Below are 25,282 nucleotides of genomic sequence, written 5' to 3'. Positions count from 1 at the left end.
TATGGGGAAATTAGCCGTTATCAGCGATTTGCATGTCGATATCAATCATTTCAGTGCAACAGACTTGCAGCTGATAGCCGAATTGCTAGACGCCAATCAAGCGACGCACTTGCATCTAGCTGGAGATATTGCAAACAAAGAGACAGCAGCGATGACCGTCATTGATTTCTTTCAAAGACAGCTGCCTACTACCTTTCATTGGGGCAATCATGAAATGGCTGATTTATCAGAATCATTGATCGAAACCTATCCTGATCCAGCTTTCTTGAACTTTCAAACAGTCGCTTTATCGGAAAAAACACTCTTGTTAGGTGTCAATGGCTGGTATGACTACGGCTATTCTGACTTGCAAAGCACAGAAGAGATCCTTCGTCTCAAGCACCTCTTTTGGTATGATCGTATGATTCAGCGGACAGGAACCGATCCGGAAATCAGTCATCAGATCAATGAAAGACTGCGTCAAACATTGCGAGGGCTCCCTCAAGATAAAGAAGTTATCGTAACGACTCATTTTGTTCCGAAAGCAACCTTTATCGTCAAACAAACGGGGAAGTATGTTCGTTGGAATCATTTGAACGCGTTTCTAGGTTCACCAGAATTTGGGGCAGTTATTGATGAGGCGGACAATGTGCGTCAAGTAGTTTTTGGCCATACCCATCGTCGGTTTGAAGATCAAGTGATTGGACAGACGATTTATAGCTGTCGTCCTTTGGGCTATTATTATGAATGGCAATTGACCCGACGATTTGTTCTGGAAAATCAGTTGACAGAAAATTTTCAGCCAACAAAGCTACGGGGACTTTTGCGAACTAATCAAGCAGCGTTCAATCAATACAAAGCAGCCCATTTAAGAGCAGAGCTCCAGCAAGCAATCACATGGATCAACTATTGATTCGCTACGAGATAAAAGCGTGAGGGACTGTGTCATAAGTCTCCTACAAGTAACACTATCCGAACATTAATGATTATTGCTCCTGCGGTGCAGGGACTCCTCGTCGCAAAAGTCAGAGGAATCTATCCTAGCAACAGACTATTATTCGGTTTAACTTGTTGGATGATGACTTATGGCACAGTCCCTCTTTTTTTCAAATAAACGACTAACAGTAGCTTCTTCGGAAATAAGCAGAAATTTCAAAAAAATAAAGCAGCAATTTTCGGCAATTCCTTTTTATTGCTTGAAGCAGTCCACGTTTGCTACTTTCTCTTTTTTTACCGCTGCAATCTTTTCCGCAAGAAAATCCCTAAATAAGCCGCAGCAATGGCTTTGATCACATCGGGCAGAAGGAAGAGAACAAAACCGCCATTGATGGCAGCAGTCCAAGACATAGCGGTGCTCCATTTTAACCATAAGGTACCAAAAAACAATGTTGCTAATGCACCAGCGATATTCGCTAACATCCCTCTCACATATCCGGCACGGCCTATTTCCAAAAGTTTCCCCGTCAAGAGTCCATTAAAGATAAAACCAATCAGATAGCCGCCTGTAGGTCCGAATAAGACGCCGATGCCACTTGCTCCGCCGGCAAAAACCGGTAATCCGATCAACCCCAGCAATAAGTAAATAAGGATCGACATGGTCCCTGTGCGCATTCCTAGAAAGGTTACCGCCAAGCCGACAGCAAAGGTTTGGCCTGTCAGAGGAATCAATCCTAATGGGATGGTTAGTTGAGACAGCCCAGCAATAATGATGGCAAAAAAAGCAGCATAGATTTGTTCTCGCAATGGTAGTTTCATAGTATCCTTCTTTCGTTAACACATAATCCAATAGTTGGTTAACGAAATTATAAATCTTGGTTAACGAAAAGTAAAGAGTAAATCAACGTTTTTTTCGCAACGCTTGCAACAAAGTTTCTGTAGCCAAAAAAGGGGTAAACAGTTCAAAAACCTCAGAGGATACAGGAAAGTATCCGACAAGCGTTACTAACGTAGATTCATCGAGAAAAGGTAGCAGGTCTTCAAGCTCTGACAACCGTTGCTCCGGATTCTCTGACGCTGCCAGGATCTTTTGAAGAATGCGTCCTAGATCTTGCTTTTCGAGAAAAGGGGCAATATCTTCCAACTCGTACAAAGACAGCGAGTTTGAGACAGCCTGCTCAACTTTTTGGGCTAAGAAAGTGGCAGATAAGTAGGGCGCTGCTTCTTCCAGAAAAGCGAAAGTATAGTCCTCTTTCATCAATTGTTCCAAATGATCTGTCTCTAAAAAAGGTAAAAATTCTTCTAGTGCTTCTTCGGTCAGCGGTTCTGTTATAGGTTTCAATAAAGCAAATAATTCTTCACTGCTCAAAAAAGGTGCCAATTGCTCCACTAACTCAAGTTCAAAAGGCTGGGCTTGAGTCGCAGCTGCCAATTCTTTAGGTTTTATGATCGGCGCCAACGTGGTGATTTCCTGAGAATCGGCGACTCCCTCGTGGTAATGCATTACTGCAACTCCGCTATTTCCTAATAGTTCGTCAATGGATAACTGCAAAATTGTTGCTAGCTGGGGCAATTTTTCGATGTCAGGCAATGTATTGCCTCGCTCCCAATTGCTGATAGCTTGATAACTGACCAATAATTGATCTGCTAAGTTGCTTTGAGTCATATTTAGTTCTCGACGTTTGCTGGCAATCCGTTGGCCGATTTGCCGTATGTTGAATTCATTCATGTGAATTCCTCCTTTCGTGTCTCCAGTATAGGGGAACTAGCAACTGAAATACAATCAAGCCTTCGTTGAGTTGTCTCAAAAAAATTCAAGCCCTCGTTGAGTTGTTTAAAATGACAAGTCAACGAGGGCGGTGAATGATTATGGAGTGATCAATGTGACCAGATAGTCACCGAACGCTTTGGTAGACAAACAATGCGCGTCAGTCATAGCTGCCGCAAAGTCAGCTGTGACTTTCTTTTCCTTGATTGCTGTCTCGATGGCTGTGGTAATAAGAACTGCTGCTTCATCCCACTGGATATATTCCAAGAGCATACAAGCAGAGAGCAACAACGAGCAGGGATTGGCTTTTCCTGTGTCAACGATATCGGGGGCAGTACCGTGGGTTGCTTCAAAGATTGCGGCACCACTTACATAATTGATATTTGCACCTGGAGCGATCCCAATTCCGCCGACTTGAGCGGCTAATGCGTCGGAAAGATAGTCGCCATTGAGGTTGCAAGTTGCGATCACTGAAAATTTTTCTGGGTACAAAAGAATCTGTTGCAGGAAATTATCTGCGATCACATCATTGATAATGACTTTTCCGGCTTGTTGTGCAGCAGCAAGTGCTGCTTGAGCCGCTTCAATATTCTGCTCAGATTTAATTGTTGCCCATTGGTTCATCGTGAAGCACTGATCGGCATAATTCGTTTCCGCTAATTGATAGCCCCAATTTTTGAAGCCGCCTTCGGTGAATTTCATGATGTTCCCTTTATGAACAAGGGTGACAGACGGCAAGTGGTGTGCGATAGCATACTCGATCGCTCCGCTGATCAACCGCTGACTGCCCTCTTTTGAGATCGGTTTGATCCCGATGGCGCTGCTTTCTGGAAAGCGAATGTTTTTGACACTGAACTGTGTTTGCAGCACCTCAATTAATTGTTTCGTGAGGGGATCATTTTTTGCAAATTCGATTCCTGCGTAAACATCTTCTGTATTTTCACGGAAAATCACCATATTCGTCTTTTCCGGATGCTTCAAAGGAGAAGGTACCCCGGCAAAGTATCGAACGGGCCGAACACAAGCATAGAGGTCTAATGTTTGGCGCAATGTGACATTGAGGGATCGGAATCCTTTGCCAACTGGTGTGGTCAATGGTCCCTTCAATGCGATTTTAGCCTCTTGGATAGTGGTAAGAGTCGACTGCGGCAACCATTCGCCGGTTTGTCTAAATGCTTTTTCACCAGCTAAAACTTCTTGCCAGTGGATCCTTCTTTTGGGACCATACGCTTGTTTTACGGCCGCATCAATCACAGGTTGCGCTGCTTGCCAAATTTCTGGACCAATGCCGTCACCACTGATATAAGGAATTGTGAGAACAGTGTTAGATAAGGGCGCTTCAGAATGCATTGCTAGTTCCTCCTGCTTCTATTTTTTTGCGAATGACCATTGGTAAGATTCCTTGATGTTTCCAGTAACGGATATCTGCTGGTGCATCGAAACGCAGCCGAGTCGGAAAGGTGATCATTGTTTCATCTGTACGTTTGGCTGTCACATCAATCTGCTGATTGACCTGCGGTTCTTCGGGCAGTTGGATAAAGAAGGATTCAGAGCCATCCAATCCCAAGGAAGCGGCAGTTTGCCCAGCAAGATATTCTAGAGGAATCACACCCATCATGACCAAATTGCTGCGATGAATCCGTTCGAAACTTTCTGCCAAGACTACTTTGACGCCTAAAAGTTGGGTCCCTTTAGCTGCCCAATCTCGGGAAGAACCCATCCCATAATCTTTACCAGCTAAAATAATGCAAGACTGTTCGTTTTTCTGATAATTCATGGCAGCGTCATAGATTGACATCGTTTCCCCTGTAGGAAAATAATGGGTGATCCCGCCAGTACTTCCAGGAACCAGCTGATTCTGTAAACGAATGTTGCCGAAAGTTCCCCGCATCATGATGTGATGATTGCCTCGCCGTGAACCAAAAGAGTTGAACTCACGGTAAGGAACAGCTTTGGTTTGCAAAAACCTGCCGGCGGGAGAATCTAATCCAATGCTACCAGCGGGAGAAATATGGTCTGTCGTAACAGAATCCCCCAATTTGGCTAACACTTTCAAATCAGACAAACTCGTTTGGATAGGTAATTCTTTGGTCAAGGAATCAAAATAGGGTGGGTGGGCAATATATGTTGATGTGTCCTCCCAAGCATAACAATCACTGGCAGTTGTATCGATGCGGTTCCAACGCTCATTGGCGTCGAATAGATGCGCATAAGCTGCACGAAACGCTTCTGGTCCAACAAAAGCTTGAATATATTCATTGACTTCTTCGTTACTTGGCCAGATATCCGCCAGATAAATTTCTTGTCCTGCTACGACGCCTAGAGGCTCCTTCGTCAAATCTTTCCGGATGGTTCCAGCAATGGCATAGGCGACGACTAACGGAGGAGAAGCTAAATAATTGGCTTTGATCTGTGGATGGATCCGACCTTCAAAGTTGCGGTTTCCAGATAAAACAGAAGCGACCAGTAAATTTTCGTTTTCGATTGCTTCTGCTACGGGTGCTTCTAATGGGCCGGAGTTGCCGATACAAGTCGTACAGCCGTATCCAACTAAATAAAAGCCTAATTGTTCAAGATAAGGCAATAATCCACTGGCAGTCAAATAGGTGGTTACGATCTGGGAACCAGGGGCCAAGGAAGTCTTGACCGATTTTGGCACGGTCAATCCTTTTTCTACCGCCTTTTTTGCTAACAATCCCGCAGAGAGCATGACGAAGGGATTGCTCGTATTCGTACAGCTGGTGATAGCTGCAAGTACGATATCTCCTGTCTGCAATGTTTCGGAAGGCTCGTTTGGCCAGTTAACTTGGCTGCTTTTTTGCCATTCCTTCTCCGAAAGACCGAAGCCTTTTGGTCCGATGTCAGCCGTTAGGGAACGATCGAAATCAGTGCCAACTTCCGGTAATAAGATACGGTCCTGTGGTCGTTTTGGTCCTGCCAATGCGGGCTGGATCTTGGCTAGATCGATGGTGACCGTTTTGGTGTAGTCTGGTATCTCCGTCGCATCATAAAAGAGATGATTGGCTTTTGTGTAGGCAGCAACCTTATGGATCAATTCGGGTGTTCGTCCCGTAGTAGCTAAATAGTTGAGGGTCTCTTCATCAATTGGACAAAAACCGCAAGTGGCGCCATATTCTGGTGCCATATTGGCAAGGGTCGCACGGTCAGCTAAACTTAACCGTTGGTAACCGGTTCCGAAATATTCAACAAATTTTCCTACCACTTGCTCCTTTCGCAAGACTTCAGTAACAGTCAACGCCAAATCAGTTGCGGTTGTACCGGCAGGCATTTCGTTCACAAAACAGACACCGATAACTTCTGGAGTCGGGAAAAATGACGGCTCGCCCAAAATCGCTGCTTCTGCCTCGATACCGCCAACGCCCCAGCCCAATACACCGAGACCATTGATCATCGTTGTATGGGAATCTGTTCCTTGCAATGTATCCGGAAAAAGAAACGGCTCGCCAGCGATTTTTTTTTCCAAAATCACATCAGAAAGTGATTCAATATTTACTTGATGGATGATACCGGTCTCTGGAGGGACGACTTCAAAATTGTCAAATGAATCCTGAGCCCACTTCAAGAATTGGTAGCGCTCTTGGTTTCGTTCAAATTCACGCGCCGTATTGAAAGCCACTGCTTCCGGAGTCCCTGCACAATCGACTTGGACGGAATGATCGACAACCAAAGTCACGGGGATCTCAGGATTGATCGTATCTGCATTCCCGCCTAAGGCAACGATGGCATCTCGCATCGCAGCAAGGTCTACGACTGCTGGAACACCAGTGAAGTCTTGCAAAACGACACGTTCGGGTTTGAAAGGTACGACGCCTGTGGGCTGTTCAGCGTTCCAATTGACCAAATAATCCAAGTAAACAGCAGTGATCTCTTCATCTTGGTGACGGGCGACACTTTCTAGTAACACGCGAATCGAGTAAGGCAATCTTTTTAATTCAGCGTTAAAGTCAGCCGCGACCTTTGCTAAATCAATAAACGTATAGCGCTGATCATTCACGATCAGGTTTGTGTGCCAATTCATAAGCATCCTCCTTAAATATCAATCTATTAGGAATAATTATACGTTTATAAAAAGAAAAATCAATTAAAATTATGAAAAATATTTCATTTTATAAACATCGTGCTATAATGTTTAAAAGTTTTTATTTTTTGAATCAAATGAAGTTAGTAGCATGGTTACGTAAGGATGTTAGGAGGTAACATGGCTGTGGAAAAATTAGAAAAAGAAAAGAATATCGCATATCTTTCAACATTGTGTCAGAAACACAATCAAATCGATATGAATCTTTATTCAGAGTATGACGTAAAACGTGGACTGAGAGATTTAGATGGAAAAGGCGTCTTAGCCGGCTTAACAACCATTTCTACCATTTATCCAGAAAAAATCGTGGCGGGGAAGCCCCTCGAGGCTTGTGGGGAATTACGTTATTGCGGAATCGATATCAATGAACTGGTTGCAGGATTCGTTGAAGAAAATCGGTTTGGTTTTGAAGAGATTGCATATTTATTACTTTTTGGCGAGCTGCCAAAGTTATCTGAATTGCAGGGATTTCGTCAGTTATTGGCGGATAAACGTACGCTTCCAACCAATTTTGTTCGTGACGTGATCATGAAAGCACCTTCTGCGGATATCATGAATAGTTTATCTCGCAGTATTTTGACATTAGCCAGTTATGATCCGCAAGCCGATGATGTCAGTATTGAGAATGTATTAGAGCAAAGTTTGATGCTGATCAGTGTCTTTCCACTGCTGGCGATCTACGCTTACCACGCCTATAATCACTACAATCAAGAGGGAAGTATGTATATTCATCGCCCTTCGGAGGAATTAAGCACGGCAGAAACGATTTTGACCATGCTGCGTCCTAATAAAGCCTATAGTTTTCAAGAAGCTCAAACCTTGGATATGGCGCTGGTGCTTCATATGGAACATGGGGGCGGAAACAACTCGACCTTTACTACTCGGGTAGTTACTTCTAGCGGTACCGATACTTATTCGACGATCGCAGCCGCATTAGGGTCGCTAAAAGGGCCTAAACACGGTGGAGCCAATATCAAAGTGACGGAGATGATGAGTGATCTGAAACGCCAGATTGCTGATACAACAGATGAAGCTGCAGTTCGTCGTTATTTAGAAGCAGTTTTGGATAAAGAAGCTTTTGATCGCAAGGGCTTGATCTATGGTATGGGACATGCTGTCTACAGTGACAATGATCCTCGAGCGGCAATTTTTAAAAATTATGTAGCCAAACTCGCACAAGAGAAAGGCGTCGGCGCTTGGCAAGAATATCAACTTTACACAACTGTTGAACGAATCGCTCCAGAAGTGATTGCTCAAAAACGAAAAATGTATAAAGGCGTCAGTGCGAACATTGATTTTTTCAGCGGCTTTGTTTATAAAATGTTAGACTTGCCAGAAGAACTTTACACACCGATGTTTGCGATTGCGCGAATCGTCGGCTGGTCTGCTCATCGAATCGAAGAATTAGTCAATGCCCAAAAAATCATGCGACCAGCTTATAAGGAAGTGTCTTCTGACCGGAGCTATACAAGGTTGAATGAGCGGTAGGATTGAGGAAGAATCTTTTTAGATAAATCAGATAAAATATAAGAAGCGATCGAGGAAAATATTTTCTGGAATCGCTTTTTTATATTAAAAAAACGTACCTTATTTCGGTAATTTGCAAAAAAAGTATCCGGTAACAAGTGTTTTTCTTTGTAAAAAAAACAAAAAACTTCTATGCTAATAGAGGAGGGTATTTTTACCCATGGTGGCAGATAACCGCAAAAGGTTGTTGGTTTTGGTGGATCTGTTACTAAAAAAAACGTTCTTTTTTCAGAAATGCAAACAAGGAGTGTGAAAAATGGAAAATGAACAAGCGGCAAGTGTAGAGACTGCTTCGCTTACCTTTGAGGAGAAAGTCTTGCAGACGATCGTAGGTGTAGCCTTGGCGTCAATTGATGGCTTAATCAGTGCAGATGGAAAATTTTTTTCAAGTATGACGGAAGATTTGGCCGACCAGAGCAATGTGACATCGGGGATCGAAGTGGAAGTTGGCAAAGAACAAGTAGCAATTGATTTGGAAGTTATTGTTGCCTACGGGAAGGATATTCCCCGGTTGTTTGCTCAGATCCAAGAAATTGTTTTGCAAGAAGTTAGTCGGTTGACTGCTTTAGAAGTCAAAGAAATCAACATTCGCATCGTGGATGTCGTCAAACAAGAAACGATCGAAAAAATCACAGATAATCAATAAGAATCCGCAGAAAAATCAGAAAGGAAGAATGATCAATGATTTCACTATACACAACGCCTAGCTGTACATCATGTCGCAAAGCGCGGGCTTGGTTGACCGAAAATGAACTACCCTTCAAAGAAAGAAACATTTTTAGCGATCCATTAAATAGTGATGAACTACTGGAAATTCTTTCTTTGACAAAAAACGGGACAGAAGATATTATCTCAACACGTTCAAAAGTGTATCAAAAATTAGCCATTGATTTGGATGACTTGAAATTAGAAGAATTATTAGCGTTGATTGAGCAATACCCGAATTTATTGAAACGTCCCATCATTGTTGATGGCGACAAACTGCAAGTAGGATATAATGAAGATGATATCCGCAAATTTGTGCCACGCAATATTCGGAAAGTAATCTTTAAAAAGCGTCAGAAAGATTTGCTGTTGTTCAACTATCATCAAAAAAAATCATCCGGAGAGTCCGTCGTCAATATTATTTGAAGCCGACCTGCCGATTAATCGCAAACTGTGTGGTATTTCCTTCGGGAAACCAGCACAGTTTTTTTGATTTCTCAAAAAAGAGGTCATGTCAGAAGTAGTCTGCTTCAAGAGAGAGGAAAAGGAGAGTTCGAAAATTGCTTGTCGGATTTCTGTGAAATTTTGACTTCTTTCCGAAGAAGTTATTTCTAACAATTTATAAAAAAAGAAGCTGTGACAAGATTTCTGTCGCAGCTTCTGGTGAAAATTCTTATAGTTTTTGGTTGTAGAATTCAACGACTAGTGCTTCGTCAACTTCTGCAGTCAATTCATCGCGTTCTGGTAAACGAGTCAATGAACCTTCTAATTTTTCATCATCAAAGCTTACAAATGCTGTACGACCAGTAGTTGCTTCGATTGCTTCTTTGATTGTTGAGATGTTTTGTGATTTTTCACGAACGCTGATCACTTGACCAACTTCAACATGGTAAGAAGGGATATCTACACGTTTGCCATCTACTAAAATGTGGCCATGGTTTACTAATTGACGTGCTTGACGACGAGTAGTTGCAAGACCTAAACGGTAAACGACGTTATCCAAACGTTGTTCTAACAAGATCATGAAGTTAACACCGTGTTTACCTTCTTTGATTTTGCTTGCTTTGATAAACAATGTACGGAATTGACGTTCGTTCATGCCATACATATGACGAAGTTTTTGTTTTTCAGTCAATTGCATACCGTATTCTGATTTTTTGCCACGGCTGTTTGGTCCGTGTTGTCCTGGAGCGTAAGGGCGACGTGCCAATTCTTTACCAGTTTCTGAAAGAGAAATTCCTAAACGACGAGAAATTTTCCATGATGGTCCTGTATAACGAGACATAATTTAGTTCCTCCAATAAATATAGTTTGGAGTAAAATAATCCGTTGAAAAATTCACATCCGTGCAGTTCGTTCTTCAATCTTCACCTTTGCAGCCGCGGTTACGCAATTGAACCTTTTAGGCAACGAACTGGTGACGAGCTGTTATTTCCCTGCTGCATTATTTTACACAAGGAACAGTATACGATAAAATAAGAGGAAAAGTCAAGGTATGATTGAATTCAATTGCAATGAAAATGTGATGAAAATTTCATATAAAAAGTAACGTTTTTCAGAAAACACTTTACAAATAGGCGTTTGGTTATTAAAATGTGAAGGTATTGTGTACTTTATAACGAACTCAATTATCATACCCATAAAAAGGAGCAGAAAAATGAATCCAGTATCCCCATTATTTGAAAAAATTGATTCTTCCATTGAAAAGAAGGTCGATTTGATCAAAAGCAGTTATTTACGCTATGCTGTACGGGCCATGATGGCATGTCTTTTCTTGACGCTAGGAACAGCGATTGCCTTTGCGATTGCTATGAAAGGTGAGGACATTGCACATGGACTAGGAAAAATGTTGTATGCATTTATGTTTAGTTGGTCCCTTGTCATGATCTTATATATGAACGCAGAATTAGGCACATCAAATATGTTGTATATGACCGTCGGTGTTTATCGCAAACGATTGAGTGTTCCTTTGGCATTGAAGATTTTGTTCACTTGTGTGTTCTTCAATTTAGTCGGTGGTTTGATTTTTGGATCAATTATTTCTTTGACTGGACCTTTTCAAGGGTTGCTTGCGGATAATTTCTTATTGACTTCCATTACCGCAAAACTTGATAAGCCGACACTCCAAATCGTCGTCGAAGCAATGTTCGCAAACATTGTCGTTAATACAGCTGTTTTAGTAAGTATGCGGATGAAAGATGATGCAGGGAAAGTAGCTGCGATTATTTTCATTATCTTTATCTTTGCCTTCTTAGGCTATGAACACGTCATCGCTAACTTCCCAGCGTTTACGTTAGCTTTCTGGGCATCTGGCGGCCACTTAGCTGGTATGACTGTCGACAGCGTGATTCACAATCTTGTCTTTGCCTTTATCGGGAACTATATCGGTGGCGGCTTGATCATGGGTCTGGGCTATGCATGGCTCAATCAATCAAAATCAACTTATGTGGATTAAACGAAGAAAGAAGCAGCAATGCTTCTTTTTTTTAAAATCAATATTGACACACTAAAATCATTCTGCTATCCTTGTTAAAAATCAATAAGTAAACACGTAGAAAAAGAAAGTAAGATTCTGTGGAATTTCTAACAGAGAGCCCCGACAGCTGAAAAAGGGTGAAAGAAAACGAATCTGAAAATGGCTTTTGAGTGGGTGTTTCGAGAACGCAAGTTTTAGAAGCGCACGGATGTCCCCGTTACTGAGACCCCAATATCACGCAACAGCGTCGCATTGGAGTAGAGGCATTCTTCGTAAGTCGGATGCAAACTAAGGTGGTACCATGTAAATTTATTACATCCTTAAGAGATAACTCTTAAGGATTTTTTTTTACCCAAAAAAGGAGGAGAAACTATGTGCCAAGTGATCAATCATTATGAAATTGTAGGAAGTTTTTTGCGTCCGGAGAAGTTGAAGCAAGCAAGGGAAGCGTTCGCTGAAGGAAAAATCACTCGATCCGAGTTAAAAGAAGTTGAGGATCAGGCGATCAGTGAGTTAGTCGCAAAACAAAAAGAAGTTGGCTTGAAATATGTCAGCGATGGCGAATTTCGCCGTAGTTATTGGCACTTGGATTTTTTCTGGGGATTTCAAGGAATAGAGCATATTTTAATGGATCAAGGCTACTTGTTCCATGGGGAAGAAACCCGTGCTGATTCTGCACGATTAGCTGGGAAAGTCGCATTCAATCCAGAACATCCCGTGTTTGAGGAATATCGCTTTGTCGCGGCTCAAGCAGATGGGGTGCCTGTTCGCCAGAGTATCCCAGCGCCTGCTCAATTGTTTGTCGAACTTGTTCGAGGCAGCAACGAAGAAAAAGTGAACGCTATCTATCCGGATCGGGAAGTATTGCTTGCTGATATTGCGCAAGCCTATCGTGAAACCATTTTAGCCTTGTATGATCTTGGCTGTCGTCATCTAAAATTGGATGACTGTACGTGGGGGATGCTGGTGGACAAAAATTACTGGCAGTCAAGGACCAACGATGAGTATGATACACAAAAATTACAAGAATTGTATCTGCGGTTGAATAACAGTGCATTGGTGGATCTGCCTAACGACCTGCACGTGACTACCCATGTTTGCCGTGGCAATTACCATTCGACATGGGCGGCATCGGGAGGCTATGAGCCAGTTGCGGATTCGCTGTTGGGACATGAAGCGGTCGAAGCCTTTTTCTTGGAGTTTGATGATGATCGCTCTGGGGACTTCCAGCCATTGCGGTTTGTCCCGGAAACAAAGAAAGTCGTTCTCGGTCTAGTCACAAGTAAAAATGGGGCTCTGGAAGAGAAAGAAAGCTTGATTGCCCGGATCAAAGAAGCCAGCCAATACGTGCCCTTAGAGCGTTTGAGCTTGAGTCCGCAGTGTGGCTTTGCTTCAACAGAGGAGGGCAACATTCTGTCAGAAGAAGATCAATGGAAGAAATTGCAGCTGATCATTGAAGTGGCAGATGAAGTCTGGGGCACTCAACCAGTCACTGCCAAATAGACAAAGACGATTGAGGCAAACACTTCATGTGGTTGAAAATATTTCAGTTTCCCAAAAAAATGAGCCCACCTTCATTGGTGAGCAAGAGTCATTCACCAAGATCCGCCACTTATTGAAATAGACAGCTTTTTATGTTAAGAATAGGGTATGCTTTTTGGAGAGAACATGATCCAAAAGTAAAAATTCTTGTTATTTCTTACAGAAAGAGAGTCTTAGTTTTTTATGGATATGAATCGGAAATTCTTTGCTTTTGATATTGATGGCACGTTACTGGATTCGAACAAGCAACCGTTGGAAAGTACGATTGAAGCATTGGAGTTGCTGCGAAATGCAGGGCATTTCGTGACAGTTGCTACAGGCCGCAGTCGTTTCCATGCGAAAGACATCATCCGCTCCCTTGCTTTTGATAATTATATTTTATGCAATGGCGCTGCTGCATTTTTGGCACACCAACAAGTGTACAAAAATTTATTAGATGAAGAACAGCTAAAAGCATTTGTTGCTGAAGCAAACGAGTTAGGGATCGATACCGCATTTGTGGGAATGGATACGGCTAAACGAGCTTCTTCTTTAAATATTGGCATCATGGATGAAGCAATGCGCTCTTTTGGCGCACAATTGCCTGAATTAGACATGCACTTTCCGGAAGAAAAAGAAGTCTATCAAGCGTTGGCTTTTTATGGGAAAGAGTATGAAGACTATTTTGACGATCGCTACAGTAAATTACGTTTTGTTCGCTGGCATGAAAACAGTGTCGATGTCGTGCCAAAAGATGGTTCAAAAGCAGCCACGATTCTTTCGGTGGCACACCAACTAGGAATCTCACAAAAAGATGTGATTTGTTTTGGCGATGGCCAAAATGATCGCGAAATGCTGCAAGCTGCCGGCGTCGGCGTGGCCATGGGTAACGCGGCTCCCGAGATTCAAGCGATCGCTGATAAAGTCACCGCCAGCAATGATGAGGATGGCATCTGGCAAGCATTGAAAGAACTAGACTTGATTTAAACAAACTGTGTCCTAAGAAACAGACAAACCTGAAATTTTTTGCAACAGCCAAATCAGAGAAATCAGCCCCGCAAATTGCCAGAAGGATTTCCTTCGGTGCCCCTTCTTAAGGTGGCAGCCTACCTATTTTACTAAGGGATTCGGTTGATTCTATGATGGAAGCTCTGTGAAAGATTAGGCAATGTCTGATTCTTGGGAGCACAGTTTCTTTTTTTCAGCAAGTATTGGTACAATGGAAAAAAAGAGGAGGAGTGAAGATGAAAATAGCATTGATAGCCCATGACCGCAAAAAAGAATTGATGGTGAAGATGGTCACCGCTTATCGCGAAATCTTGGCACAGCATCAATTATATGCCACAGGAACAACAGGGAAACGAATCCAAGAAGCTACGGGACTATCCGTTCATCGCTATAAGTCTGGTCCTTTAGGAGGCGATCAACAAATTGGGGCGATGATTTCGGAGGATGCGTTGGATATGGTGATTTTTTTGCGCGATCCTTTGGCAGCGCAACCACATGAGCCGGATGTGACCGCATTGATTCGTCTGTCAGATGTTTATGAAATCCCGTTGGCTACGAATATCGGTACAGCAGAAATGCTGCTCCGAGGATTAGATGCAGGATTTGCAGATTTCCGACAGATCATCCATGAAACGGACCATCGACCATTATCTTTTTGAAGGAAGTGACGAAAGTGAAGGACAAACCAATGATCGCCGATTTTTTGCGTTATGCCAAAATCAATACCCGTTCCGATGCAAGCAGCCAAACAATTCCTACTACCCCTGGACAAGTTGAGCTGGCACTTTTACTACGGGATCAATTGCAGTCTATGGGGCTTAACGATGTGTTGTACCATGAAAAGAATAGCTTTGTGATCGGACGTCTTGCAGGAAATCCGGACAAAACGGCTGTCGGATTTATCGCACATGTAGACACCGCTGATTTTGCAGCCGAAAACATCCAACCCCAGATCCATGAAAATTATGATGGCAAAGACGTTTGCCTCAATGAGCCGTTGGGGATCATGATGACAGTCGCTGAGTTTCCTAACCTCAAAGACTACATAGGTGAGACGTTGATCACTACAGATGGAACGACGCTCCTAGGTGCAGACGATAAAGCCGGGATTGCTGAGATCATCGATGCATTGCGGATTTTACAAACGATTGATCCACAAGAACGGGGAGATGTCTGGATCGCTTTTGGTCCGGATGAAGAAATTGGGAAAGGGGCGGATCTATTTGACCCAGCCGATTTCCCAGTGGCTTTTGCTTATACAATGGACAGTGGTCGTGTGGGACATATGGAGTATGAAACCTTTAATGCTGCGCGGATCGATATCCAAATCAACGGAACAAGCGTCCATCCTGGGACGGCTTATGGTCGTCTCGTCAATGCATTAAAGATCGCCAACCAGATCGATGCAGCACTGCCGCAAGCAGAAGTCCCGGAAAAAACAAAAGACTATCAAGGCTTTTACTTACTTCACAATCTTTCTGGACATATCGGGCAAGCAGAACTCTCCTACATCATTCGTGATCACGATCAAACGCTTTTCCAAAAGCGCAAGGAGAAGATGGTGCAGATCATTGAAAAGTTGAATGAGTACTATGGTGAGCGGATCATCTATCAGCTGTATGATCAATACTACAATATGGGCGACCGAATCAAAGAAAATCCTCAAAGTGTTATCATCGCTCGTCAAGCAATGAAAGACTTAGGGATCACACCGATCGAAGCCCCTTTTCGCGGCGGCACAGATGGATCCAAAATCACTTACAAAGGGATCCCAACCCCTAATCTATTTACCGGCGGCGAGAATTTCCACGGTCAATATGAATTTATCACTGTTGAAGCGATGGCAAAGGCGCGGGACTTAATCGTTGCGATCGTGAAACGTGTTGCTGAATAATGATGACTCTCCAAACGACCAACGTTGTTTGGAGAGTGTTTTATTTTCTAAAGGGTCCTAGAAGAGCAACAAGAGCAGTCGGTAGGAAGGAATTCCTGTAGTTTAAGGTTGTTTGCTGTTATGGAATAGCTCTTTTTTTTCTCAAGGAAAACACTTATAATAAAGAAAGATGTTAAAAGAGAAGAGGAAAAAGTGTGCGGGTATTATTTATTGGAGATGTGGTTGGATCGTTAGGGAGAAATACCTTGACAGAGTATTTACCAAAATTGAAGAAAGCCTATCGGCCACAAGTGACGATCGCAAATGGCGAGAATGCAGCTGCGGGTCGGGGGATCACGGGGAAAATTTATAAGAAATTTCTTCAAGATGGCGTCGATGTGATCACACTAGGAAATCATACATGGGATAATCGAGATATTTTTGAATTTATTGGTGATGCAAAAAAAATGATTCGTCCGGCAAATTTTCCAGAAGGGACTCCTGGTACAGGAATGGTCTTTGTGAAAGTCAATGCGATCGAATTAGCAGTTATCAATATGCAAGCACGCTCTTTCATGGTCGACATTGATGACCCTTTTCGTAAAATGGATGAGTTGGTGACTATCGCCCGCAAGCGTACACCATTTATCTTTGTTGATTTTCATGGTGAGACAACGAGTGAGAAACAAGCCATGGGCTGGTATCTAGACGGACGAGTTTCTGCAGTCGTCGGCACACACACCCACGTACAAACCAATGATGCCCGAATTTTGCCACAAGGAACGGCTTATTTGTCAGATGTAGGAATGACTGGTCCTTATGATGGGATTTTAGGGATGAAACGAGAACCTATCATCGAAAAATTCTTGACGGCATTGCCGCAACGCTTTGAAGTGATCGAGAACGGACGCAGTATTTTGTCCGCTTGTCTGATCGAGATCGATGATCAAACTGGAAAAGCCAAATCGATTCGTCCAATCCAAATCAGCGAAGACCGGCCTTTTACAGAATAGGAGAATCATGGACCCACTAGAAAAAGAAACAGCAGTAGCACAAGAATTGGCTGCATTGCGGCAATTATTGGCACAACACCCGGTAGTACAAGAGTTTCAAAGGATTCAACAACGGGCGCAAAAGAATCAAAAGCTGCTGGAGTTAGAAGAAGCAATCAAGCAAACCCAAAAAGAAATCGTTCAGTATGAACATTATGATAAACCGGAAGCAAAAAAGGATGCTTTGCGACGAGTGGCTGAGTTGACCCAACAATATGACCAGCATCCACTCGTGATCGCCTATCGTGCGGCACTTCAGGAAGCAGATGAATTGCTGCACTACGTCACAACAGAAATCCAAAAGCAAGTGAATAAAGCCATCGAGGAGGAAGATGCTCATGCCTCAAAAAACTAAAAACACTCCTATGATGGAACAATATTTAAGCATCAAGGCACAATACCAAGATGCTTTTTTGTTCTATCGTCTGGGAGATTTCTATGAACTGTTCAATGAAGATGCGATCAAAGCTGCACAAATCTTGGAGCTGACATTGACAAGCCGCAACAAAAATGCGGAAGAACCGATCCCAATGTGCGGAGTCCCTTATCATGCCGCCAGTAATTACATTGATACGTTGATCGAACAAGGCTATAAAGTCGCCATCTGTGAACAAGTCGAAGATCCCAAAACCACCAAAGGAATGGTCAAACGGGAAGTCGTTCAATTGATCACTCCAGGGACAGTGATGGATAGCAAAGGGCTGTCCGCCAAAGATAATAACTTCTTGACGGCTGTGATGAAAACGACGCAAGGTTACAGTTTTGCTTATGCAGACTTGAGTACCGGTGAGTTAAAGACCGCGCTTTTAGAAGACGAGGATGCGGTATTGAATGAGGCCGCTGCCTTACAAACCAAGGAAGTCGTTTTGTGCAGCGAAGTTCCTGACTCCCTTAAAGAACTGTTGACCACTCGCTTGAGTGTTGTTTTTTCAAAACAAGAGACATATGAAGAAAACGCTGAATTCCGTTTTTTGACTAGCGGATTGCCTGAAGATGAAAAGACGGTCACTGGCAAATTATTGAGTTATCTCGCAATCACCCAAAAACGCAGCTTGGCTCACATCCAGCAAGCAGTAGAATATCAACCAGATCATTCTTTGAAAATGGACTATTACTCAAAGTTCAATCTCGAATTGAGTCGATCCATTCGAACTGGCAAAAAGCATGGAACACTCTTATGGTTATTAGATGAAACCAAAACAGCAATGGGTGCCCGTTTATTGAAGCAGTGGTTGGATCGTCCTTTGATCCAACCAAAGAAGATCTTTGCACGTCAAGAAATGGTTCAATCATTGTTGGACAGCTTTTTTGAACGAGCAGACTTACAAGACGCACTGACAAAAGTATATGACATGGAGCGCTTAGTTGGGCGAGTTGCCTTTGGCAATGTCAATGGACGGGATCTTCTGCAGCTGAAATCTTCTTTGCAGCAAGTTCCTCTGATCGCCCAGTTGATCAAAGGCATCAATCGTGGAGAGTGGAATGACCTGTTGATCGAATTGGAGCCACTGGATGAGTTAGTGGCATTGATCGATAGCGCCATCGATGAAGACGCACCGCTGCAGATCACTGAAGGAAATGTCATCAAAGATGGTTTTCACGAACAACTAGACAAGTATCGGGAAGCGATGCGCAACGGCAAGCAGTGGCTAGCTGAGTTAGAAGCCAAAGAACGCCAAGAAACAGGTATCAAGAATTTAAAAGTGGGTTTCAACCGTGTTTTTGGTTATTACATCGAAATCACCAAAGCCAATCTGGCTGGTCTCGAAGAAGGTCGTTATGAACGAAAACAGACCCTTGCTAATGCGGAGCGTTTTATTTCACCTGAATTAAAGAAGCTGGAAACAGTGATTTTAGAAGCGGAAGAAAAATCGGTGGATCTGGAATACCAATTGTTCTTGGAAGTACGAGAAGAAGTGAAAAAAAGTATCCTTCGCTTGCAGAAATTAGCCAAAGCCATTAGTGCAGTCGATGTGTTACAAAGTTTTGCGACAATTGCTGAACGCTATCAATATGTACGGCCAGTTTTGAAAAAAGAGCGCTCCTTGAATATCATCGATGGGCGTCATCCCGTTGTGGAAAAAGTGCTGGGGCACCAAGAATATATTCCTAATAGCATCGTGATGCATGAAGACACCGATATTTTACTGATCACCGGACCGAATATGTCTGGTAAGAGTACGTATATGCGGCAATTGGCACTGTTAGTGATTATGGCTCAAATCGGTTGTTTTGTTCCTGCGCAATCAGCAGAAATGCCGATTTTTGACCGCATCTTTACCCGAATCGGTGCCAGCGATGACTTGATTGCTGGACAAAGTACATTCATGGTCGAGATGATGGAAGCCAATCAGGCGTTGCGTCATGCCACACCAAACAGTTTGATCCTATTCGATGAATTAGGGCGTGGAACAGCCACCTATGATGGGATGGCACTTGCTCAAGCCATCATTGAATATATCCATAAAGAAGTCAAAGCGAAGACCCTTTTTTCGACCCATTATCACGAACTGACCATATTGGACGAAGAATTACTGCGTTTGCGGAACATTCATGTAGGAGCGGTAGAAAAAGACGGTGAAGTTGTCTTCCTGCATAAAATGATGGAAGGTCCGGCAGACAAGAGCTACGGAATCCATGTGGCAAAAATTGCAGGACTGCCTAGCGGATTACTACAACGGGCGGCAACGATCTTGAAAGCTCTGGAAGAACATGAACCAACGATCGAAAAGCCTGTGATAGAAGAAACACAACAGCTTTCATTGTTTAGCGAGGTGTCCACAGAAGAAGTTGGCGTCATCGATCAGTTGAAAAAACTGAATCTCTTAGAAATGACCCCAATGGATGCGTTAAATAAGCTTTATGAATTGCAAAAACGAATCTAGAAAGAAGGAAAACAGATGGGCAAGATCCAAGAATTATCTGAACGTCTAGCGAATCAAATCGCTGCCGGTGAAGTCGTGGAACGGCCAGCCTCTGTTGTCAAAGAACTTGTGGAAAATGCAGTGGATGCCGGCAGCACACAGATCGATATCTTCATTGAAGAAGCCGGTCTACGCAAAATCCAGGTGATCGATAATGGCGAGGGGATTGCCGAAGAAGATGTCGTTACGGCCTTCAAGCGCCATGCCACCAGTAAGATCCATAACCGCGATGACTTGTTTCGGATACGGACACTTGGCTTTCGCGGTGAGGCATTGCCAAGTATTGCCTCAGTCTCGATTTTAACAATCGAAACAGCTGTCAAAGATGCTTCCCAAGGCTCATTCCTTCGGTTGAAGGGAGGCACTGTGGAAGAACATATACCAGCGAACTTGCGGCAAGGAACGAAGATCACTGTAGAAAACCTTTTTTATAATACGCCAGCGCGCTTGAAATATGTCAAAACATTGCAGACAGAATTGGCCAATATCGGCGATATCGTGAACCGTATTGCATTGAGTCACCCGGAAGTTGCTTTTCGCTTGGTCCATGAAGGCAATAAAATGCTGACTACTACTGGTAGCGGGGATTTGAAACAAACCATCGCCGGGATCTATGGTGTTGAGACTGCTAAAAAAATGTTAGCTATCAACAGTGAAGATCTTGATTTTAAGCTGACTGGTTATGTCTCGTTGCCTGAAGTGACCCGGGCTAGCCGTAATTATCTATCCACGATCATCAATGGACGATACATTCGGAATTTTGCCTTGAATAAAGCAATCGTTGCTGGATATGGCTCAAAATTGATGGTGGGACGATTCCCGATTGCGGTCCTGGAGATCACGATGGATCCATTATTAGTCGATGTCAATGTTCACCCCACTAAACAAGAAGTACGTTTATCAAAAGAAGAAGAACTGACCAAATTGATCAGTAAATCGATCAATGACAGTTTGCGAGAAGAGAATTTGATTCCGAATGCCGCCGATAATCTTCGTTTTAAGAAAAAAGTGACCACTGAACCTGTGGAACAAACGAAACTGGATCTGGGAACGAGTCCTACGACTTCTTCGGGATTAACTTTCAACCGCGAGACAGGAAAGTTTCAAGTGGCGTCATCAGGTTATCAACAGACTGTGGATAACTTTGTGGAAAACCCTGTGGAGGAAGGTGGAAAACTTCCAGAAAGCGCGGAGCAAAGGGAAAAGGCTCCGGAGTCTTCGGCATATTCTGTGGAAAATCAAGCAGTTTTCGATAGTCTGGAAGAAACACTGCCCAATAAAACGTTGCGAGATCCTTTTGCTGCGACAGTACCTGTGACAGAGATTGTCCAAGAAGATGATCAACCAGCAGCGTCTGTTCTCGAGGATGCCAGTCAGCAGGACTTGTCGTTAATCGAAGAGCAGGCGCAAGAACGGCTGCATCCTGAACTGCATGCCGGACAGAAAAACTATACGAAATATGTGGATCGTTTGTTAGAAGAAACGCCTGCCAAGCAACGTTTCCCTCATTTAGAATATTTCGGACAGATGCATGGGACGTACCTGTTTGCTCAAAGCGACGAAGGACTTTATATCGTGGACCAGCATGCGGCCCAAGAACGGATCAAATATGAATATTTTCGGGAAAAAATCGGAGAAGTGAGCGACGATTTGCAAGAATTATTGGTACCGATCGTCTTAGATTATCCCAATAATGATGCGATCAAGTTGAAGGAACAAACTGAAAAATTACAAGAAGTTGGGATCCATTTGGAGGAGTTTGGGGCGAACAGCTTTATTGTAAGGGCGCATCCCACTTGGTACCCAGCAGGAGAAGAAGAAAGCATCATTCGAGAAATGATCGACATGCTTTTAGAGACAGGTTCAGTCAGCGTCAAGAAATTCAGGGAAGCAACAGCGATCATGATGAGCTGCAAACGTTCGATCAAAGCCAATCATTATCTAAATGAGGCGCAAGCACGAATCCTGTTGGCGGATCTTGCAAAGTGTGAGAATCCCTTCAATTGTCCTCATGGACGTCCGGTATTGATTCATTTTACCAATAGTGATATGGAGCGAATGTTTAAACGGATCCAAGATCCGCATCGTGCAAGGAGTGGAATGGAATGATTGTCTTAGCTTCTCAATCGCCACGGCGAAAAGAATTATTAGCGGAATTGGTCCCATCTTTTCAGATACAGCCGGCAGATATCGATGAGTCTGTGGTATTTGGAGAGACACCAGAGGAGTATGTGCAGCGAATGGCGCGGGAAAAGGCAGCAGCTGTCGCAGCCTGCTTTCCCACAGATCTTGTGATCGCCAGTGATACTACCGTAGTGGTTGGCCAGGAGATTTTCGGCAAACCTGTTGATGAAGCAGATGCCAGACGGATGTTGCAGAAGATGAGTGGAAAGACTCATTGGGTCCATACTGCGGTCGTTTTACAAAAACAAGAAAAACGACGAGAAAAATTGGTTTCTGCACAAGTCTCCTTTAGTCTGTTGACGGAGCAAATGATTACCGAGTATCTGAAAACTGGGGAATATCAAGACAAAGCCGGGGGCTATGGGATCCAAGGAGCAGCAAAAGTGTTTGTTGAAGCGATCCAAGGGGATTTTTATACGATCGTTGGCTTCCCTGTTAATACGGTTGCCAAGTTATTAAAAGAATTTCCGGAGGAGCTGAAAAAATGAATCTATCCGGCAGGTGTCTTTGTGGTCAAGTTACGATTGAGCTAACGGAGGTTCATCCCCAAGTGACTGCCTGTCATTGCTCAATGTGTCAGAAATTTCATGGTGGTCCTTTTTTAGCGCTGGCCGCTTGTTCCCGAGATCAAATCACATTTACTGGCGAATCCTTGATTCAACGGTATAACTCTTCTAATTGGGCGCAAAGGGGACTTTGCCGCCAGTGTGGCTCTAGCTTATTTTATTATGCACAGGAGACGGCAGAATTCTTCTTTGCCACTGGTTTGTTTCAAGAATTGACAGAAGCAGTTTTCACAGAAGAAATCTATACGAAAGACCAGCCGCTGTTTTATCATTTTGCTGAAAGAACCAGAAGGTGGCCAGAACTGCCCTCTTCTTAAGCAAAGAAGCAAGTTCGTTTACAAACGATTGGAAAAAAGGCAAGATAAGAGAAGAAAGCAGGTGAGAAAAATGTCAGAATCAAAAGAAGATTTGAAAGCGAAATTGTCACCGATCGAATATGCGGTCACACAAGAAAATGCGACCGAACGTCCTTTTACAGGGACTTATGATGATTTTTATGAAAAAGGGATCTATGTGGATATCGTCAGCGGCGAACCGCTATTCGCTTCGACAGATAAGTATGATGCTGGTTGTGGCTGGCCTTCTTTTTCGAAGCCCATCGACCGCAAAGAAATCAAAGAGAAAGCAGATTTCTCTCATGGCATGCACCGTGTCGAAGTCCGCAGTAAAGAAGCAGATTCCCATCTAGGACATGTTTTTTCAGACGGCCCGCAAGACAAAGGCGGGTTGCGCTACTGCATCAATTCCGCAGCCTTGCGATTCGTCCCATTGGAAGAAATGGTTGAGCAAGGATATGGAGAATATACTTCTCTTGTTGAGTAAAGGAGCAAGCTTCGCTTGCTTCTTTTTTTGTCTTTCAGTCTATGCTACAATAAAGGGAACATATGTACAGCTAGATGTATAGAAAGGAACGGTTATGTACGAATATATTATTGGAAAAGTCACGGATATATTTCCGGCGTATATCGTTGTTGAAACGCACGGTATCGGTTATCAAGTGGCATTCGGCAATCCGTATGCGTTCAGCGGCAAGCTGAATCAAGAAGTGAAGATTTATCTGCATCAAGTAATTAGAGAAGATGCCCATAGTTTATACGGGTTTTCTACATTAGAAGGAAAGCAATTATTTTTAAAACTGATCAGCGTCTCTGGGATCGGTCCTAAAAGTGCATTGGCAATTATGGCGAATGAAGACCATGCGGGATTGATCACAGCTGTCGAAAACGGAGATGTCACTTATTTAACCAAATTCCCAGGTGTTGGCAAAAAAACAGCACAGCAAATGATATTGGACTTAAAAGGAAAAGTCGCAGAATTAGTCGGTGAAGAGCCAACGGCACCAGTCACTGTGGCGAATACCGCGTTGGACGAAGCGATGGCAGCTTTGAAAGCATTAGGCTATAGTGAAAAAGAAATCAAGAAAGCCGAGAAATATTTAGCGCCTAATACGACTAAATCAACAGATGAATACTTACGAGAAGCATTAAAATTGATGATGAAAAAATAAGGAGCGAGTTAGGTGACGGATGAACGGATTGTTTCACCGGAAACGAATGAAACAGAAGAATTGATCGAAAAATCATTGCGTCCGCAGTTTCTCGCGCAATATATCGGTCAAAATAAAGTAAAAGAAGAGTTGTCGATCTACATTCAAGCAGCCAAAAATCGGGAAGAAGCATTGGATCATGTGCTGCTTTACGGACCACCTGGATTAGGAAAGACGACAATGGCGATGGTCATCGCCAATGAAATGGCGGTCAACATCAAGACGACTAGTGGACCTGCTATCGAAAAGCCGGGAGACTTGATTGCGATTTTGAATGAATTGCAGCCGGGGGATGTCTTGTTTATTGATGAGATCCATCGTTTGCCGCGAGTTGCCGAAGAAATGCTCTATTCTGCAATGGAAGATTTCTTCGTGGACATCATGGTTGGCCAAGGAACAACTGCGCATCCGGTCCATTTCCCGTTGCCGCCATTCACCCTAGTAGGAGCTACAACTAGGGCAGGGATGCTTTCTGCACCATTACGGGATCGATTTGGGATCATTTCTCATATGGAATATTATGAAGACCAAGACTTAAAAGAAATCGTCTTACGTTCAGCGGATATTTTTCAGACGGAGATCGTGGAAGAAGGGGCATTTGAGATTGCTCGACGATCTCGAGGAACGCCAAGGATCGCTAACCGCTTGCTGAAACGTGTTCGAGACTTCGCGCAAGTGCAAGCGAATGGAATCATTGACCGCCAAATCGCAGATAAAGCTTTGCTGCTTTTGCAAGTCGATCATGCTGGTTTAGATTATGTGGATCAGAAGCTGATTCGAACGATGATCGAGTTGTATGGTGGAGGGCCTGTGGGCCTCAGCACATTATCTGTAAACATCGGCGAAGAAACAGAGACCGTGGAAGATATGTATGAGCCTTACTTGATTCAGAGAGGGTTTTTGAAACGAACACCACGTGGACGGATCGCTACCACACTTGCTTATACCCATTTTGGCTATGAAAATCATTTTGAAGAGCTGTAAAGCTCTTTTTTTTATAGTTTAGTGAAACGTTTTTCTATCGTTCGTGTTCTAAAATTAGTTGCTTCGAGAAAAGAAACAACGCAAGAAACGGTTGCAAGAGCTGTAGAAAAACAAAAATAAGTGATTTAGTGTAG

The 25,282-nt window shown here is 43.3% G+C and carries 23 protein-coding genes and 1 other annotated feature; of the genes, 18 read left to right on the top strand and 5 right to left on the bottom strand.

Features of this window, described 5'->3' with window-relative positions:
* Position 1: 1 nt before the first annotated feature.
* Positions 2–892 (top strand): metallophosphoesterase, encoded by an 891-nt coding sequence (locus EG2_RS01945; RefSeq protein WP_003128069.1) that lies wholly within the window; start codon positions 2–4, stop codon positions 890–892.
* Positions 893–1,209: 317 nt separating this feature from the next.
* Here the strand turns inward: EG2_RS01945 and EG2_RS01940 are convergent, their stop codons facing one another.
* From EG2_RS01940 to acnA, 4 genes are all read right to left on the bottom strand, one after another.
* Positions 1,210–1,734 (bottom strand): biotin transporter BioY, encoded by a 525-nt coding sequence (locus EG2_RS01940; RefSeq protein WP_060813264.1) that lies wholly within the window; start codon positions 1,732–1,734, stop codon positions 1,210–1,212.
* Positions 1,735–1,816: 82 nt separating this feature from the next.
* Positions 1,817–2,644, bottom strand: a complete 828-nt coding sequence (locus tag EG2_RS01935; protein ID WP_003128072.1) for a helix-turn-helix domain-containing protein — start codon at positions 2,642–2,644, stop codon at positions 1,817–1,819.
* A gap of 138 nt (positions 2,645–2,782) precedes the next feature.
* On the bottom strand, positions 2,783–4,033 hold the full coding sequence (gene icd, locus EG2_RS01930) for an NADP-dependent isocitrate dehydrogenase (RefSeq protein ID WP_060813263.1): 1,251 nt from the start codon (positions 4,031–4,033) through the stop codon (positions 2,783–2,785).
* Positions 4,023–6,722, bottom strand: coding sequence for an aconitate hydratase AcnA (gene acnA / locus EG2_RS01925; RefSeq protein WP_060813262.1), 2,700 nt, complete (start codon positions 6,720–6,722; stop codon positions 4,023–4,025). The genes icd and acnA overlap by 11 nt, the downstream gene beginning before the upstream one ends.
* 186 nt (positions 6,723–6,908) lie before the next feature.
* Between acnA and EG2_RS01920 the strand changes: the two genes are divergently transcribed.
* The 3 genes from EG2_RS01920 to spx all read left to right on the top strand — a co-directional run bounded on the left by EG2_RS01920 (position 6,909) and on the right by spx (position 9,440).
* Positions 6,909–8,270 carry a citrate/2-methylcitrate synthase gene (locus EG2_RS01920; protein ID WP_115241670.1) on the top strand — a complete coding sequence of 454 codons (1,362 nt, stop codon included), beginning with the start codon at positions 6,909–6,911 and terminating at the stop codon, positions 8,268–8,270.
* 295 nt (positions 8,271–8,565) lie between these two features.
* Positions 8,566–8,955: an Asp23/Gls24 family envelope stress response protein gene (locus EG2_RS01915; protein ID WP_060813260.1), complete on the top strand. Its 390-nt coding sequence runs from the start codon at positions 8,566–8,568 to the stop codon at positions 8,953–8,955.
* 35 nt (positions 8,956–8,990) lie between these two features.
* Entirely contained in the window at positions 8,991–9,440 is a 450-nt protein-coding gene (spx, locus tag EG2_RS01910) for a transcriptional regulator Spx (protein WP_060813259.1), read from the top strand.
* 247 nt (positions 9,441–9,687) lie between these two features.
* On the opposite strand, the gene rpsD is transcribed toward spx, so the two are convergent.
* Entirely contained in the window at positions 9,688–10,299 is a 612-nt protein-coding gene (gene rpsD, locus EG2_RS01905) for a 30S ribosomal protein S4 (RefSeq protein WP_003128081.1), read from the bottom strand.
* Between the two features lie 372 nt (positions 10,300–10,671).
* Between rpsD and EG2_RS01900 the strand changes: the two genes are divergently transcribed.
* The 14 genes from EG2_RS01900 to ruvB all read left to right on the top strand — a co-directional run bounded on the left by EG2_RS01900 (position 10,672) and on the right by ruvB (position 25,148).
* Complete coding sequence (locus EG2_RS01900) at positions 10,672–11,469, top strand: formate/nitrite transporter family protein (protein ID WP_060813258.1); 798 nt, start codon at positions 10,672–10,674, stop codon at positions 11,467–11,469.
* An 88-nt stretch (positions 11,470–11,557) separates the two neighbouring features.
* Positions 11,558–11,815: a binding site (T-box leader), on the top strand.
* A 47-nt stretch (positions 11,816–11,862) separates the two neighbouring features.
* Positions 11,863–12,993 carry a 5-methyltetrahydropteroyltriglutamate--homocysteine S-methyltransferase gene (locus EG2_RS01895; protein ID WP_003128083.1) on the top strand — a complete coding sequence of 377 codons (1,131 nt, stop codon included), beginning with the start codon at positions 11,863–11,865 and terminating at the stop codon, positions 12,991–12,993.
* A 228-nt stretch (positions 12,994–13,221) separates the two neighbouring features.
* Positions 13,222–13,998 carry a Cof-type HAD-IIB family hydrolase gene (locus tag EG2_RS01890; protein WP_003128084.1) on the top strand — a complete coding sequence of 259 codons (777 nt, stop codon included), beginning with the start codon at positions 13,222–13,224 and terminating at the stop codon, positions 13,996–13,998.
* 257 nt (positions 13,999–14,255) lie between these two features.
* Entirely contained in the window at positions 14,256–14,678 is a 423-nt protein-coding gene (gene mgsA, locus EG2_RS01885) for a methylglyoxal synthase (protein ID WP_003128085.1), read from the top strand.
* A gap of 29 nt (positions 14,679–14,707) precedes the next feature.
* Positions 14,708–15,913: a peptidase T gene (pepT, locus tag EG2_RS01880; protein ID WP_060813276.1), complete on the top strand. Its 1,206-nt coding sequence runs from the start codon at positions 14,708–14,710 to the stop codon at positions 15,911–15,913.
* Positions 15,914–16,107: 194 nt separating this feature from the next.
* Positions 16,108–16,905, top strand: coding sequence for a TIGR00282 family metallophosphoesterase (locus EG2_RS01875; RefSeq protein WP_060813257.1), 798 nt, complete (start codon positions 16,108–16,110; stop codon positions 16,903–16,905).
* Between the two features lie 7 nt (positions 16,906–16,912).
* The gene (locus EG2_RS01870) at positions 16,913–17,299 is read left to right on the top strand and encodes a YlbF family regulator (RefSeq protein ID WP_005470065.1); all 387 of its coding nucleotides are present in this window, start codon (positions 16,913–16,915) and stop codon (positions 17,297–17,299) included.
* On the top strand, positions 17,283–19,829 hold the full coding sequence (mutS, locus tag EG2_RS01865; protein WP_060813256.1) for a DNA mismatch repair protein MutS: 2,547 nt from the start codon (positions 17,283–17,285) through the stop codon (positions 19,827–19,829). Before EG2_RS01870 ends, mutS begins: the two co-directional genes overlap by 17 nt.
* Before the next feature lie 15 nt (positions 19,830–19,844).
* On the top strand, positions 19,845–21,977 hold the full coding sequence (mutL, locus tag EG2_RS01860; RefSeq protein WP_060813255.1) for a DNA mismatch repair endonuclease MutL: 2,133 nt from the start codon (positions 19,845–19,847) through the stop codon (positions 21,975–21,977).
* A complete protein-coding gene (locus tag EG2_RS01855) occupies positions 21,974–22,540 on the top strand; it encodes a Maf family protein (protein WP_060813254.1) in 567 nt (188 codons plus the stop codon). The genes mutL and EG2_RS01855 overlap by 4 nt, the downstream gene beginning before the upstream one ends.
* Positions 22,537–22,935 carry a GFA family protein gene (locus EG2_RS01850; RefSeq protein WP_060813253.1) on the top strand — a complete coding sequence of 133 codons (399 nt, stop codon included), beginning with the start codon at positions 22,537–22,539 and terminating at the stop codon, positions 22,933–22,935. Before EG2_RS01855 ends, EG2_RS01850 begins: the two co-directional genes overlap by 4 nt.
* A 70-nt stretch (positions 22,936–23,005) precedes the next feature.
* Positions 23,006–23,440, top strand: a complete 435-nt coding sequence (gene msrB / locus EG2_RS01845; RefSeq protein ID WP_060813252.1) for a peptide-methionine (R)-S-oxide reductase MsrB — start codon at positions 23,006–23,008, stop codon at positions 23,438–23,440.
* Positions 23,441–23,534: 94 nt separating this feature from the next.
* Complete coding sequence (gene ruvA / locus EG2_RS01840) at positions 23,535–24,125, top strand: Holliday junction branch migration protein RuvA (RefSeq protein WP_003128096.1); 591 nt, start codon at positions 23,535–23,537, stop codon at positions 24,123–24,125.
* Between the two features lie 12 nt (positions 24,126–24,137).
* On the top strand, positions 24,138–25,148 hold the full coding sequence (ruvB, locus tag EG2_RS01835; RefSeq protein ID WP_003128097.1) for a Holliday junction branch migration DNA helicase RuvB: 1,011 nt from the start codon (positions 24,138–24,140) through the stop codon (positions 25,146–25,148).
* The last annotated feature ends 134 nt before the right edge of the window (positions 25,149–25,282 follow it).

The sequence above is a fragment of the Enterococcus gallinarum NBRC 100675 genome, from assembly GCF_001544275.1.
In the GTDB taxonomy this organism is placed as follows: Bacteria; Bacillota; Bacilli; order Lactobacillales; family Enterococcaceae; genus Enterococcus_D; species Enterococcus_D gallinarum.
Note: the sequence above shows the minus strand (reverse complement) of the source record. Positions and strands in the feature narration are given on the sequence as shown.